This window comes from Streptomyces sp. NPDC001070 (assembly GCF_053598835.1).
In genome coordinates this window covers 16,066-29,891 of record NZ_JBSFLB010000036.1, presented here as the reverse complement: position 1 = coordinate 29,891, position 13,826 = coordinate 16,066, and the positions used below count along the sequence as shown (strand labels likewise).

11 protein-coding genes are annotated in these 13,826 nt (G+C 73.5%); 9 read left to right on the top strand and 2 right to left on the bottom strand.

Annotation, left to right across the window (positions count from 1 at the left end; all coding sequences use genetic code 11):
* Positions 1 to 118: 118 nt before the first annotated feature.
* Positions 119 to 1,369, bottom strand: coding sequence for an MFS transporter (locus tag ACWDAS_RS34055; RefSeq protein ID WP_450398611.1), 1,251 nt, complete (start codon positions 1,367 to 1,369; stop codon positions 119 to 121).
* Positions 1,370 to 1,467: 98 nt separating this feature from the next.
* On the opposite strand from ACWDAS_RS34055, the gene ACWDAS_RS34050 reads away from it, so the two are divergent.
* From ACWDAS_RS34050 to ACWDAS_RS34025, 6 genes are all read left to right on the top strand, one after another.
* On the top strand, positions 1,468 to 2,457 hold the full coding sequence (locus ACWDAS_RS34050; protein ID WP_450398610.1) for a LysR family transcriptional regulator: 990 nt from the start codon (positions 1,468 to 1,470) through the stop codon (positions 2,455 to 2,457).
* Positions 2,458 to 2,561: 104 nt separating this feature from the next.
* Positions 2,562 to 3,953 (top strand): nitrate/nitrite transporter, encoded by a 1,392-nt coding sequence (locus ACWDAS_RS34045; RefSeq protein WP_450398608.1) that lies wholly within the window; start codon positions 2,562 to 2,564, stop codon positions 3,951 to 3,953.
* Positions 3,954 to 4,114: 161 nt separating this feature from the next.
* Positions 4,115 to 5,254: a uroporphyrinogen-III synthase gene (locus ACWDAS_RS34040; protein ID WP_450398607.1), complete on the top strand. Its 1,140-nt coding sequence runs from the start codon at positions 4,115 to 4,117 to the stop codon at positions 5,252 to 5,254.
* Positions 5,255 to 5,489: 235 nt separating this feature from the next.
* Complete coding sequence (locus tag ACWDAS_RS34035; RefSeq protein ID WP_450398605.1) at positions 5,490 to 7,763, top strand: UvrD-helicase domain-containing protein; 2,274 nt, start codon at positions 5,490 to 5,492, stop codon at positions 7,761 to 7,763.
* Positions 7,764 to 8,126: 363 nt separating this feature from the next.
* Entirely contained in the window at positions 8,127 to 9,548 is a 1,422-nt protein-coding gene (locus ACWDAS_RS34030; protein WP_450398604.1) for a malic enzyme-like NAD(P)-binding protein, read from the top strand.
* Between the two features lie 195 nt (positions 9,549 to 9,743).
* Positions 9,744 to 10,025 carry an HU family DNA-binding protein gene (locus ACWDAS_RS34025; RefSeq protein WP_018564081.1) on the top strand — a complete coding sequence of 94 codons (282 nt, stop codon included), beginning with the start codon at positions 9,744 to 9,746 and terminating at the stop codon, positions 10,023 to 10,025.
* Between the two features lie 83 nt (positions 10,026 to 10,108).
* On the opposite strand, the gene murA is transcribed toward ACWDAS_RS34025, so the two are convergent.
* Positions 10,109 to 11,443, bottom strand: coding sequence for a UDP-N-acetylglucosamine 1-carboxyvinyltransferase (gene murA, locus ACWDAS_RS34020; protein ID WP_450398602.1), 1,335 nt, complete (start codon positions 11,441 to 11,443; stop codon positions 10,109 to 10,111).
* Positions 11,444 to 11,696: 253 nt separating this feature from the next.
* On the opposite strand from murA, the gene ACWDAS_RS34015 reads away from it, so the two are divergent.
* The 3 genes from ACWDAS_RS34015 (at position 11,697) to ACWDAS_RS34005 (ending at position 13,799) form a co-directional block, all read left to right on the top strand.
* Complete coding sequence (locus ACWDAS_RS34015; RefSeq protein ID WP_450398601.1) at positions 11,697 to 12,275, top strand: YqgE/AlgH family protein; 579 nt, start codon at positions 11,697 to 11,699, stop codon at positions 12,273 to 12,275.
* 11 nt (positions 12,276 to 12,286) lie between these two features.
* On the top strand, positions 12,287 to 12,571 hold the full coding sequence (locus ACWDAS_RS34010; RefSeq protein WP_450398600.1) for a DUF3039 domain-containing protein: 285 nt from the start codon (positions 12,287 to 12,289) through the stop codon (positions 12,569 to 12,571).
* Positions 12,572 to 12,635: 64 nt separating this feature from the next.
* Positions 12,636 to 13,799, top strand: a complete 1,164-nt coding sequence (locus tag ACWDAS_RS34005) for a hypothetical protein (RefSeq protein WP_450398599.1) — start codon at positions 12,636 to 12,638, stop codon at positions 13,797 to 13,799.
* The last annotated feature ends 27 nt before the right edge of the window (positions 13,800 to 13,826 follow it).

The following is a 13,826-nucleotide window of genomic DNA, read 5'->3' as shown; positions in this document are numbered from 1 at the left end:
GCCGCGCACTGCGCGGCGGGCATCGCCTTCCGTCGTTTCCGGGTTCGTTCGTCACCCCGCGTCATTGTCATGGCGGCGAGATGCCGTGAACGGTAACGAGCAATTCGGCTGGCGCAGTTCACCCATCTGTCAGGGACGACGAAGGGACCGGCGGACGGGTCCGCCCCCGCTCCCGGGCCGTCCGGAGGGAGGCCGCCGCTATCAGAGCGGCGGTGGCGGAGGCGGCGGCGGGTATCGCGAACGCGGGGGCGGGACCCCAGTTCTCGATGACCGAGCCCGCGGCGAAGGAGCCCGCCGCGATGCCGCCGAGGAGGGCCGTGACGGCGAGGGTCATGCCCTCGTTCAGGCGGCCCGGCGGGACCCGCCGCTGGATCAGGGCCATGCCGTTGATCATCGTGGGCGCGGTGGCCATCCCCGCGACCAGCAGCGCCGGGGCGAGCAGCCACAGGCCGCCCAGGGCGGCGGCGGGAAGCGGGCCGAGCATGAGCGCGGCCATCAGCGCGACGCTCGCGGCGAAGCGGCCGCCCGCCGTCCCGCGAGGGCGGCGCAGCCCGTACAGCAGGCCCGCCGCGCAGGAGCCCGCCGCCTGCAGGGCGAGGACCGCCCCGGCGGCGCCGCGATGCCCCCGGGCGTCGGCGAAGGCGATCGTGGTGACCTCCAGGGCGCCGAAGACGGCCCCCGTCGCCAGGAACGTCAGCAGCACGGCCGGCACCGCGGCGCGCCCCGCGCCCGCCGCCGGGCCGGCCGCGGCACGCGGCACGGGTGGCGGCTCGGTACCGCGCTGCGCGGCGAACAGCAGGATGCCGCCGAACAGCAGCACCGCCCCCGTCACCGTGCCGGCCTCGGGGAACAGCGAGGTGCACAGGAAGGCCCCGAGGACCGGGCCGAGCATGAAGCAGACCTCGTCCGCCGCCTGCTCGAAGGAGTTGGCGACGTGCCGGGCCCGCTCGTCGTCCCGGTACAGGTGCGCCCAGCGGGCCCGCGCCATGCCGCCGGTGTTCGGGGTCGTCGCAGTGGCGGCGTACGCGGCGAACAGGGTCCAGGCCGGGGCGTGCAGATGGACGCAGAGCACGAGCGCGAGCGAGCCGAGCGCGGCCAGCGCGGCCGCGGGCACGGCGACCCGGGCCTGGCCGTGCCGGTCGATCAGGCGCGCGGTCCAGGGGGCCACCACGGCCGTCGCGGCGAGCCCGGTGGCGGTGACGGCGCCTGCCAGCGCGTACGAGCCGTACCCCGCGGCGATCATGATGACCGCGCTGACGCCGAACATCCCCATCGGGAGCCGGGCCAGGAGGTTTCCGGTGGCGAAGGCCCTGGTGCCGGGCAGGGAGAAGAGCCGCCGGTAGGGGGCGGCGAAGGCGTACGCGGTCATGCGATCACCCTCGCGGTCCGCCCCGGGAGCGGTCCAACACCTGATCAGCGCCCATTGACGCGGTCCCGTTGTGAATCGCGGACGTGTTCAATGGACGGATGCCGCACGACATCGACCCGCGCCTGCTGAGGGCCTTCACCGCCGTCGCGGAGGAGCTGCACTTCACGCAGGCCGCCATCCGCCTCCACATCGCCCAGCAGGCGCTGAGCCGGGACGTGCGGCGCCTGGAGCGCGAACTGCGGGCCGAGCTGTTCGTGCGGACCACCCGCTCGGTGCGGCTGACCGCCGAGGGGGAGCGGCTGCTGCCGTACGCCCGGGGGGTGCTCGCCGCCCACGACGAACTGGCCGCCGCCTTCGCGCCCGCCGGCCGCCCGCTGCTGGTGGACACCGGGGCGCCGGTCGGCACCGGGCACCGGGTGCTGTCCGCCGCCCGCGCCGCCGCGCCGGAGCTCGAACTGACCGCGCGCTTCCACAGCGGGCTGACCGGTGCCGCCGCCGAGATCCTCGCCGGCCGCCTGGACGTCTCCTTCGGCCGGGCCGCGGGCCTGGCCCCCGCGGTGCTGGACCGGCTGGAGCACCGGCCCGTGCGGTACGAGCGGATGGCGGTGCTGCTCCCCGCGGACCACCGGCTGGCCGCGCTCGCCGAGGTGCCGCTCGCGGCACTGGCCGGGGAGGCGCTGTACGCCGCGGCCGGCAACCCGGACACCGCCGAGTGGACGGACCTGGCCGAGCGGCTCTTCCGGGGCCGGGGCATCGCCGTCGCCGCGCCCTTCCCGGCGATCGACGGCCCGGAGGAGTTCGTCCGGCTGGTGCGCAAGCACCGCTGGCCCGTACTGGCCAGCACCGAGTTCATCGACCTGCCCGGTTTCGTGCTGCGGCCGCTCACCGGCCCCGTGCCGCTGGCCCCGGTCTCCGTGGTGTGGCGGCGCGGACTGCGGCACCCGGGGCTGGACGCCCTGCGCTCGGCCGCGCACCGGCTCGCCGCGGAGGGCGACTGGCTCACCCGCCCGGACGGTGCCTGGCTGCCGGAGCCGGACGCCCGTCTGATGGCGCCCCCGGCGCTCACAGGGGGGCCGCGCGCGGGGTGAGAGCAAGGTTGCCTGGCGGTCACCTCAGGCCATCGGGCGGAAACGCACCGTTCCTACTGTCGTGGGGCATCACCCGACACGCGACATCAGGGCCTGGAGGCGTCATGACCGCCGCGAGCACCACAGCACGCAAGGGGGGCCGCTGGATCGAGCGGTGGGACCCCGAGAACGAGGAGTTCTGGGAGAACGGCGGCAGGCGCGTCGCCAACCGGAACCTGGTCTTCTCCGTTCTGTCCGAGCACATCGGCTTCTCGATCTGGACGCTCTGGTCGGTCATGGTGCTCTTCATGGGCCCGGAGTACGGCATCGACCCGGCCGGGAAGTTCTTCCTGGTCGCCACGGCCACCGCGGTCGGCTCCGTGGTCCGTGTCCCGTACACCTTCGCCGTCGCCCGCTTCGGCGGCCGCAACTGGACCGTCGTCAGCGCGCTGACTCTGCTGCTGCCCACGATCGCCGCGGCGATCGTCATGGAGCCGGGCACCTCCTACAAGACCTTCCTCGCCGTCGCGGCGCTGACCGGGGTCGGCGGCGGCAACTTCGCCTCCTCCATGACCAACATCAACTCCTTTTTCCCGCTCCGGAGGAAGGGCTGGGCGCTCGGCCTCAACGCCGGCGGCGGCAACATCGGCGTGCCCGTAATCCAGCTCGTCGGCCTGCTGGTCATCGGCACGGCGGGCGCCGGGCACCCGCGGCTGCTGCTCGCCGTCTACATCCCGCTGATCGTGATCGCCGCGACGCTCGCGGCCCTCTACATGGACAACCTGGCGCCCGTGCGGAACGACACCGGGGCGGCCGTCGAGGCGGTGAAGGACGGCCACACCTGGATCATGTCCTTCCTCTACATCGGCACCTTCGGGTCCTTCATCGGCTACAGCTTCGCCTTCGGCCTCGTCCTGCAGAACCAGTTCGCCCGCACCCCGCTGCAGGCCGCGTCCATCACCTTCGTCGGCCCGCTGCTGGGCTCGCTGATCCGTCCGGTCGGCGGGCGGCTCGCAGACCGCTTCGGCGGCGCGCGGATCACCCTGTGGAACTTCCTGGCGATGGCCGCCGCGACCGCCGTGATCGTCGTCGCCTCCGCGCAGAAGTCGCTGGCGCTGTTCACCGCCGCCTTCGTCGCCCTGTTCATCCTGACCGGGCTCGGCAACGGCTCCACGTACAAGATGATCCCGGGCATCTACGCCGCCAAGGCCGCCGCCAAGGGCCTGACCGGCGAGGCCGCCGCCGCTTACGGACGCCGGCTGTCCGGCGCCGCGATGGGCCTGATCGGCGCGGTCGGCGCGCTCGGCGGCCTCGGCATCAACCTCGCCTTCCGGCAGTCCTTCCTCACCCAGGGCACCGGCACCCCGGCCTTCGTCTCCTTCCTCGCCGTCTACGCGGTGTGCTTCGCGGTCACCTGGGCCGTATACCTGCGCAGGCCCGCGCCGGCCCCCGCCCCGGCGGCCGGGCCCGGTGCCGGGGCCGCATCGGAGCCGCAGCTCTCCTACGTCGAGGTGTAGCTCCGGCGAACTGTGTAACAACGGGGAAATGCCGGTGAACCGAGACCGTCACCGGGCCTTGGAACCATGCGCGGAACGGGGCGCATGACTCCGGGACCCGGGACGGTCCCGGGCCTTCCGTGCACGTTCACCTCCGGCGGAGCGAGGCAAGAGCCATGCAAGTGCGACACGCAGACGTCCTTCCCCTGGCGGGCTTCACGGTCGGTGTCACCGCGGCCCGCCGCGCCGACGAACTGTGCGCCCTCCTCGAGCGGCGCGGCGCCACCGTGATGCGGGCGCCCGCGCTGCGGATCGTCCCGCTGCCGGACGACACGGAACTGCTCGCCGCGACCAAGCGGCTGCTCGACCGCGGACCCGACGTCGTGATCGCCACCACGGCGATCGGCTTCCGCGGCTGGATCGAGGCCGCCGACGGCTGGGGACTCGGCGAGCCCCTGCTGGAACGGCTGCGCCACGTCGAACTCCTCGCCCGCGGCCCCAAGGTGCGCGGCGCGATCCGCGCCGCCGGGCTCAAGGAGTCCTGGTCGCCGGCGTCCGAGTCGATGGCGGAGGTCCTCGACCGGCTGATGGACGAGGGCGTCGCCGGCCGCCGGATCGTCGTCCAGTTGCACGGGGAGCCGCTGCCCGGCTTCAGCGAGGCACTGCGCGCGGCGGGCGCGGAGGTCGTGGGCGTCCCGGTGTACCGCTGGATGCCGCCGGAGGACATCGGCCCCGTCGACCGGCTCATCGACACGGTCGTCGCCCGCGGGCTGGACGCGGTCACCTTCACCAGCGCCCCGGCGGCGGCGTCGCTGCTGGAGCGCGCCGACCGGCGCGGTCTGCGCGGCGAGCTGCTCGACGCCCTGCGGCACGACATCCTCCCCGCCTGCGTGGGCCCCGTCACGGCGCTTCCGCTGGAGGCCCATGAGGTGCCCACCTCCCAGCCCGAGCGTTTCCGCCTCGGGCCGCTGGTCCAGCTGCTCGCCGCGGAACTCCCCGGGCGGGTGCGCCCCCTTCCCGTCGCCGGACGGCGCGTCGAGATCCGCGGCCACGCGGTCGTCGTCGACGGCGAGCTCCGCGCGGTCCCCCCGGCCGGGATGGCCCTGCTCCGGGCCCTCGCCCGGCGCCCGGGGTGGGTCGTCTCCCGCGCCGACCTGCTGCGGGTCCTTCCGGGGGCGGGGCGCGACGAGCACGCCGTCGAGACGGCGATGGCGCGGCTGCGGGCGGCGCTGGGAGCGCCGAAGCTCATCCAGACGGTGGTCAAGCGGGGATACCGCCTCGCGCTGGACCCGGCCGCGGAGGGGAAGTACGCCTCCGCGTGACCCGGGCCGTGCCGCGAACCCCCGGGCCGTGCCGCGAACCTCCGGGCCGTGCCGCGAACCCCCGGTCCGCGAAGCGCAGCGCGCCCGCGCGCGGCGGCGCGGGGCACCCCGGACCCTGCGGGGCACCTGCCGAGTGGGCGGAAAACGCCTGGTTGGCGTACGGTGGCAGGCTGCCCCGTTCGCGGGGGCGGCACGCGCAGCGTGTGACGTACGGAAAGAAGAGAAGGGGGCCTGCGTGGCAGCGGTCCGGGACACGGAGATCGCGGTCGAGCAGACGCATCTGGACCGGGTGTACGACCGGCTCGAGGAGAAGATCCACGAGGCGGAGTTCCTCATGGACGACGCCGTCAAGCGCGGCCAGGTCGGCACACCGGGCGCGCTCGCGGAGCGCGACGCGCAGGTGTTCCGGGCGGGGCTGCACCTGAACCGGCTGAACGCGGAGTTCGAGGACTTCCTCTTCGGCCGGATAGACCTGCTGCTGGGCAAGGACGGCAAGAAGGGCCCGGACGGCGCCTACACCTCCGTCGAGCCCGCCGACGACGCCGTCCGTGCCGACGGCACGGCGGACGTCGCGGAGACGCTGCACATCGGCCGGCTCGGCGTGCTGGACGCCGACTACGCGCCGCTGGTGATCGACTGGAGGGCCCCCGCGGCCGCGCCGTTCTACCGCGCGACCCCGGTCGCCCCCGGCCGGGTCGTGCGCCGGCGCGTCATCCGCTCCAAGGGCCGCAAGGTTCTGGGCGTCGAGGACGACCTGCTGCGCCCGGAGCTGACCACCGGGCTGCCCGTGGTCGGCGACGGCGCGCTGATGGCGGCGCTCGGCCAGGCCCGCAGTCACACGATGCGGGACATCGTGTCCAGCATCCAGGCCGAGCAGGACGTCGTCATCCGCGCCCCCGCCGCCTCCGTCACCGAGGTGACCGGCGGTCCCGGCACGGGCAAGACGGCCGTGGCCCTGCACCGGGCCGCGTACCTGCTGTACCAGGACCGGCGCCGGTACGCGGGCGGGATCCTGGTGGTCAGCCCGACGCCGCTGCTGGTGGCGTACACCGAGGGCGTGCTGCCGTCGCTGGGCGAGGAGGGGCAGGTCGCGATCCGGGCGGTCGGCTCGCTCGTGGACGGTGCCGAGGCCACCACGTACGACGATCCGGCCGTCGCGCGGATCAAGGGCTCGCTGCGGATGCTGAAGGTGCTGCGCAAGGCGGCCCGCGGCGTGCTGGAGCACGGGGCGGAGCACGGGCAGTGCCCGGACCGGCTGCGGGTGGTGGCGTTCGGGCGGCGGCTGGAGCTGGGCGCCGAGGAGCTGTCGGCGATCCGGCACGCGGTGCTGGGCGGTACGGCGCCCGTCAACCTGCTGCGGCCCCGGGCCCGCCGCCTGCTGCTGGACGCGCTGTGGCGCAAGGCGGGGCGGCGCTTCGACGATCCCGAGCTGGCCGCGGAGGAGCGGCAGGGCTTCGACGAGGACATCTCCACCGAGCAGGAGTTCATCGACTTCCTGGCCGCGTGGTGGCCGGTGCTGACCCCGCGCGGAGTGCTGGCGGCGCTCGCCGACGAGAAGCGGCTCGGCCGCTGGGCGCGGCGTGTCCTGACCCCGCCCGAGGTGCGCCGGGTGGCCCGCTCGCTGCGCCGTCTGGACGCCACGGGCAGCGGGGCGCTGTCCGTGCACGACGTCGCGATGCTCGACGAGCTGGAGGCGCTGCTCGGCCCGCCGCCGAGGGTGCGCACCCGTGAGGCGGACCCGCTCGACCAACTCACCGGTCTGGACGAGGTCACCACGTACGCCGACCGGATGGCCGGCGGGCGGCGCAGCCGCCAGGAGCGGCTGGACGCCGAGCGCACGGAGTACGCGCACGTGATCGTCGACGAGGCGCAGGACCTCACCCCGATGCAGTGGCGCATGGTGGGCCGCCGGGGCCGTGCCGCCACCTGGACGGTCGTCGGCGACCCCGCGCAGAGCTCGTGGACCGATCCCGACGAGGCGGCCCTTGCCCGTGACGAGGCCCTGGGCACGCGCCCGCGCCGCCGCTTCACGCTCACCGTGAACTACCGCAACCCGGCGGAGATCGCCGACCTGGCCGCGAAGGTGCTGGCCCTGGCCATGCCGGGCAGCGAGTCGCCGCGCGCGGTGCGCTCCACGGGGATCGTGCCGCAGTTCGTCGTGGCCGCCGACGGCAATCCGGGCGAGGCGGTGCGCGCTGAGGCCGAGCGGCTGCTGGGCGAGGTCGAAGGCACGGTGGGCGTGGTCGTGGCCATGGGCCGCCGTGAGGAGGCCCGGGGCTGGCTGGCGGGGCTGGGGGAGCGCGTCGTGGCGCTGGGCAGCCTGGAGGCCAAGGGCCTGGAGTACGACGCGACGCTGGTCGTCTCGCCCGCGGAGATCGCGGACGAGTCCCCGGCGGGGCTGCGAGTGCTGTACGTGGCGCTGACCCGGGCCACGCAGCGGCTGACGGTGCTCTCCGGGAAGCGCGACCTGCCGGACGCCGCCGGCGTGCCGGACCTGCTGCGGGACTGACCCCCTGGACCGGCCCCCATGACGACGGCGGGGCGCCCTTCATCGAAGGGCGCCCCGCCGGACGTATGTGACACCGACCCGCCATGCTCGCCTCGCGGCAAGTGGGCGCTCGAAGCGCCTAAGGTTGGGCCCGGGGGCTTGGATCGAGCCGGTGCCTCACCCAGGCTAACAAACGATCCGCGATTGTCATTCCGTGCGCGTCCGCCGTTTCGGTGGCGGCTCGGGGAACATTAAGCACACAAGCTTCCGTTGACTCCCATCGCTACTCAACATTCTGTTGTAGGGCCCCCGGGTTTACGCGTACCGGCCGGTAGGTGGCAGCATCGAGGGCGCACGAACAGCGACAGCGGAGGAACAGCGGCCATGGCAACGGCGCCGAGCGTCTCGTACTCAATCACGGTGCGGCTGGAGGTGCCCGCGAGCGGATCCGCGGTCAGCCAGCTCACCACGGCCGTCGAAGCCTCCGGCGGAGCCGTCCACGGCCTGGACGTGACCGCCTCCGGCCACGAGAAGCTGCGCATCGACGTCACCATCGCGGCCACGTCGACCGCCCACGCGGACGAGATCGTCGCGAAGCTGGCCCACATCGAGGGCGTCGCGATCGGCAAGGTCTCCGACCGTACGTTCCTGATGCACCTCGGCGGCAAGATCGAGATGGCGTCCAAGCACCCCATCCGCAACCGGGACGACCTCTCCATGATCTACACCCCGGGTGTGGCCCGGGTCTGCATGGCGATCGCGGAGAACCCCGAGGACGCCCGCCGCCTGACCATCAAGCGCAACAGCGTCGCGGTCGTCACCGACGGATCGGCCGTGCTGGGCCTCGGCAACATCGGCCCCAAGGCCGCGCTGCCGGTCATGGAGGGCAAGGCGGCGCTCTTCAAGCGCTTCGCGGGCATCGACGCCTGGCCGATCTGCCTGGACACCCAGGACACCGACGCGATCGTGGAGATCGTCAAGGCGATCGCCCCCGGTTTCGCGGGCATCAACCTGGAGGACATCTCGGCGCCCCGCTGCTTCGAGATCGAGGCCCGGCTGCGTGAGGCCCTGGACATCCCGGTCTTCCACGACGACCAGCACGGCACCGCCATCGTCGTGCTCGCCGCGCTCACCAACGCGCTGCGCGTGGTCGGCAAGCAGATGAGTGACGTACGGGTCGTGATGTCCGGTGCCGGCGCCGCCGGTACGGCCATCCTCAAGCTGCTGCTCGCGGCGGGTGTCAAGCACGCGGTGGTCGCCGACATCCACGGCGTCGTGCACAGCGCCCGCGAGGACCTCGTGGCGGCCGGCTCCGGGTCGGCGCTGCGCTGGATCGCCGACAACACCAACCCCGATGAGATCACGGGGACTCTGAAGGACGCCGTGCGCGGCGCCGACGTCTTCATCGGCGTCTCCGCCCCCAACGTCCTGGACGGCGACGACGTCGCGGCCATGGCCGACGGCGCCATCGTCTTCGCGCTCGCCAACCCCGACCCCGAGGTGGACCCGGCGGTCGCCCGCGAGACCGCCGCGGTGGTCGCCACGGGCCGCAGCGACTTCCCGAACCAGATCAACAACGTGCTGGTCTTCCCGGGCGTCTTCCGCGGTCTGCTGGACGCCCAGAGCCGTACGGTGAACACCGAGATGATGCTCGCGGCCGCCACCGCCCTCGCGGACGTGGTCAGCGAGGACGAGCTCAACCCGAACTACATCATTCCGAGCGTCTTCAACGACAAGGTCGCGGGCGCCGTCGCCGGCGCCGTCCGTGAGGCGGCCAAGTCGCAGGGCCTCACCGCGACGTCGTGACGACGGAGCGTCATCGAGCCGTACACGACCCGCTTTTTGTGTGACTCTCCCGGGTGCCGGATTGGCGTTTCCCCCAGAAATAGGGGCAGGATGCGTACCTGGGCGGTGAGGGCCGCACCGCAGAAGCGCGAGTAGCGTCTTCAATGCGTCTTCCCCGACTGTCGACGTTGGGGTTTCCATGCAAGGAGTACTTAGATGAACCGCAGTGAGCTGGTGGCCGCGCTGTCCGAGCGCGCCGAGGTGACCCGCAAGGACGCCGACGCCGTTCTGGCCGCGTTCGCCGAGGTCGTCGGCGAGATCGTCGCCAAGGGCGACGAGAAGGTCACCATCCCCGGCTTCCTCACCTTCGAGCGCAGCCACCGCGCCGCGCGCACCGCGCGCAACCCGCAGACCGGTGACCCGATCCAGATCCCGGCCGGCTACAGCGTGAAGGTCTCCGCGGGCTCGAAGCTCAAGGAAGCCGCCAAGGGCAAGTAATTCCGCGACCTGTCGCGACATGCGAAGGGCGGCCTCCCCGTGCGGGGAGGCCGCCCTTCGGCGTGTCCTGCGGGTCCGTCCGGTCAGTCCCCGGCGGGCAGCTCGACCTTGGCGCCGAGCTTCTCCAGCTTGCCCATGAAGTTCTCGTAGCCGCGGTTGATCAGGTCGATGCCGTGCACCCGCGAGGTCCCCTGCGCCGCGAGGGCCGCGATGAGGTACGAGAAGCCGCCGCGCAGGTCGGGGATGACCAGGTCGGCGCCCTGCAGCCGGGTGGGGCCGCTGACGACCGCGGAGTGCAGGAAGTTGCGCTGGCCGAAGCGGCACGGCGTGCCGCCCAGGCACTCGCGGTAGAGCTGGATGTGGGCGCCCATCTGGTTCAGGGCCGAGGTGAAGCCCAGCCGGGACTCGTACACCGTCTCGTGGACGATGGACAGGCCGGAGGCCTGGGTCAGGGCGACGACCAGCGGCTGCTGCCAGTCGGTCTGGAAACCGGGGTGGACGTCGGTCTCCAGGGCGATGGCGTTCAGCGGGCCGCCGGGGTGCCAGAAGCGGATGCCGTCGTCGTCGACCTCGAACGCGCCGCCCACCTTGCGGAAGACGTTCAGGAAGGTCATCATCTCGCGCTGGCTCGCGCCGCGGACGTAGACGTTGCCCTCGGTCGCCAGGGCCGCGCAGGCCCAGGAGGCCGCCTCCAGGCGGTCCGGGAGGGCGCGGTGGTTGTAGCCGCCGAGCTTGTCCACACCGGTGATCTGGATGGTGCGGTTGGTGCCCATCGTGATGATGGCGCCCATCTTCTGCAGGACGCAGATGAGGTCCTCGATCTCCGGCTCGATCGCGGCATTGCGCAGTTCGGTGATGCCCTCGGCCAGGACGGCCGTCAGCAGCACCTGCTCGGTCGCGCCGACCGACGGGTACGGGAGTTCGATCTTGCAGCCGCGCAGCCGCTGCGGGGCCTCCAGGTACTGGCCCTCGGGGCGCTTCTCGATCACCGCGCCGAACTTGCGCAGCACGTCGAAGTGGAAGTCGATCGGCCGGCCGCCGATGTCGCAGCCGCCCAGGCCCGGGATGAAGGCGTGGCCGAGGCGGTGCAGCAGCGGGCCGCAGAACAGGATCGGGATCCGGGAGGAGCCCGCGTGCGCGTCGATGTCCGCGACGTTCGCGCTCTCCACCTTGGAGGGGTCGAGCACGAGTTCACCGGGCTCGTCGCCGGCCTGCACCGTCACCCCGTGCAGCTGCAGCAGGCCCCGTACGACGCGCACGTCGCGGATGTCGGGCACATTGCGCAGCCGGCTCGGTTCGCTGCCGAGCAGGGCGGCCACCATGGCCTTGGGCACGAGGTTCTTCGCGCCGCGGACATGGATCTCACCCTCGAGCGGGGTGCCGCCGTGGACGAGCAGTACATCGTTAAGGCCGGTCATTGCTCTCGCGTTCCTGGAGAGGGGCAGAAAAGAAGCTGGGTCCCCGCAGGCACCAAGGGGAAATGGTAATCGGCCTTCCGTGGCCCGGTGGAGGCCTGTGAGGTCCCACTCATGTAATGGCTTCGCTACAGCACCCTGCGCGTTCGCGCGGCCTCGGAGGGTCGCCGCCGCGGCCGCCTCCGACCGGGTCCCGGGAGGGAAAAGGGCATCGTTGCCACCCCGCGCGGCGGCGGAATGCGGGATTATGTTGACCATGACCGAAGTGTCATCGCTCACCGGCAGGCTGCTCGTCGCGACGCCCGCGCTCGCGGACCCGAACTTCGACCGGGCGGTGGTGCTCCTCCTCGACCACGACGAGGAGGGGTCGCTCGGCGTCGTCCTCAACCGCCCCACGCCCGTCGGGGTCGGCGACGTCCTGGAGTCCTGGGCCGGGCTGGCCGGCGCCCCCCAGGTGGTCTTCCAGGGCGGCCCCGTCTCGCTGGACTCCGCGCTGGGCCTGGCCGTGGTGCCCGGGGAGCCCCGGGACGGCGAGGACGCCGAGCCGCTGGGCTGGCGCCGGGTCTACGGCGCGATCGGCCTGGTGGACCTGGAGGCGCCGCCGGAGCTCCTGGCGGCCGAGCTCGGCTCCCTGCGCATCTTCGCCGGGTACGCCGGATGGGGGCCGGGGCAGCTGGAGGACGAGCTCGTGGAGGGCGCCTGGTACGTGGTGGAGTCCGAGCCGGGGGACGTCTTCTCCCCGGACCCCGAGCAGCTGTGGCGCTCCGTGCTGCGCAGGCAGCGCAGCGAACTCGCGATGGTCGCCACGTATCCGGACGATCCGTCTCTGAATTAGGCTTGCGTGCCATGAGCACTCTCGAGCCCGAGCGCGGGGCGGGCACCGGCACCCTCGTCGAGCCGACCCCGCAGGTGTCGCAAGGCGATGGCGACCACGAGCGCTTCGCGCACTATGTACAGAAGGACAAGATCATGGAGAGCGCGCTCTCCGGATCGCCGGTCGTCGCGCTGTGCGGCAAGGTCTGGGTGCCCGGGCGGGACCCGAAGAAGTACCCGGTCTGTCCGATGTGCAAGGAGATCTTCGAATCCATGCCCTCCGGTGGCGGGGACAAGGACAAGAGCGGCAAGAAGTAGCCGCCTCCATGGCGGGCGGGTACGGTCGCGGCACCGCGGCCGTGCCTCGCGCGTTTGAGGAGACATGGCACAGGACGACGCCTTCACGGCGGAGCGGGTCTTCGGGCTGTGCGAGCGGGGGCGCTTCGCGATGGCGCACTCGCTCGTCGACGACGCCTTCGTCGCCCGCAACGGCAGCTTCGGCTATCTCGTACGGGCCAGGATCTTCGCGTACGAGCGGCGGGCCGACCGGGCCCGGGAGGCCGTCGACTGGGCGCTGGCGCACGCGGAGCCCGGCGACCCGGACGCGCCGCTGCTGGCCGGGCTCGTGCTGCAGATGCTCGGTGACGCCCATGCCGCCCTCGGGCTCGGGCTGGGGGTCGCCGCCGCCGACCCCCGCGACTGGCGCGCCCAGGTACTGATCGCGGACTCCTGCCGGATGCTCTCCCGCGGCCCCGACGCCCTCGCGGCCGCCCGGCGCGCGGTCCTGATCGCCCCCCGGGAGGCGGAGGCGCAGGTCGCGCTGGCGCGGGCGCTGGACCTGTCCGCCCGGCCCGCGGCCCGTGCCGAACGCCGGACGGTCGTGGCCCGGGCGCTGGAGCTCGGCGCCTCACCCGCCGACGTGGCGGGCCGGCGCCGGTGGCCGCGGCTGGTACCCGTCCTCCTGGTGGGCCCGCTCGTGCTGTTCGCCGGCCGCTGGACGCTGGCGGTCGCGCTCGCCGTCCTGGTGGCGCTGGCGGGCTGGCTGTGGCTGCTCCAGGCCCGCCGCTCCGGCAGCACCGGGAGGGGCCGCCTGCAGACCGTCCGCGCCCTCGCCCGCGCCGAGTTGACCGGGGACCCCGCGCGCACCCGGGCCGCCGTCCTGACCGCGGGGGCCTTCCTGCCCGCGCTGCCGTTCGCCGCCACCGGCCTCGCGGGGGCCGCCGCGGCCGACGGCAGCCCCTGGCCGCTCCCCGCCGTCCTGGGCGCCGCCGCGGCCGCCGTGGCGGTGCTTCTCGCGGGCGCCCGCGCGGTGCGGTGGTGGTACGGGGACGTGTTCCTGCAGCGGGACTTCCTGACCAGCCGGCACGCCGTCGTCCAGCTGACCGCCGTCGCCGGACTCATCGGCACCACCCTGGCCCTGTCCGTCGCGCACGCCACCTCGCCGGTGCTGTGGGGCGTGGTGACCGCCGCCCACCTGCTGTGGTGCGTCACGGGCCTGCTGGTCACCGCCGTCCTCCTGGGGCGCGTCCGCCGGACGGGCGGCTGACCGGCGGGCGTCGCGTGCGGCAGGCGG

What these genes read in the sequence shown, in the direction of transcription:
- ACWDAS_RS34005 (WP_450398599.1), top strand. Translation starts at nt 12,636, where the DNA reads ATGGCACAGGACGACGCCTTCACGGCGGAGCGGGTCTTCGGGCTGTGC.
- ACWDAS_RS34030 (WP_450398604.1), top strand. Translation starts at nt 8,127, where the DNA reads ATGGCAACGGCGCCGAGCGTCTCGTACTCAATCACGGTGCGGCTGGAG.
- ACWDAS_RS34015 (WP_450398601.1), top strand. Translation starts at nt 11,697, where the DNA reads ATGACCGAAGTGTCATCGCTCACCGGCAGGCTGCTCGTCGCGACGCCC.
- ACWDAS_RS34010 (WP_450398600.1), top strand. Translation starts at nt 12,287, where the DNA reads ATGAGCACTCTCGAGCCCGAGCGCGGGGCGGGCACCGGCACCCTCGTC.
- ACWDAS_RS34025 (WP_018564081.1), top strand. Translation starts at nt 9,744, where the DNA reads ATGAACCGCAGTGAGCTGGTGGCCGCGCTGTCCGAGCGCGCCGAGGTG.
- murA (WP_450398602.1), bottom strand. Translation starts at nt 11,443, where the DNA reads ATGACCGGCCTTAACGATGTACTGCTCGTCCACGGCGGCACCCCGCTC.
- ACWDAS_RS34045 (WP_450398608.1), top strand. Translation starts at nt 2,562, where the DNA reads ATGACCGCCGCGAGCACCACAGCACGCAAGGGGGGCCGCTGGATCGAG.
- ACWDAS_RS34055 (WP_450398611.1), bottom strand. Translation starts at nt 1,369, where the DNA reads ATGACCGCGTACGCCTTCGCCGCCCCCTACCGGCGGCTCTTCTCCCTG.
- ACWDAS_RS34050 (WP_450398610.1), top strand. Translation starts at nt 1,468, where the DNA reads ATGCCGCACGACATCGACCCGCGCCTGCTGAGGGCCTTCACCGCCGTC.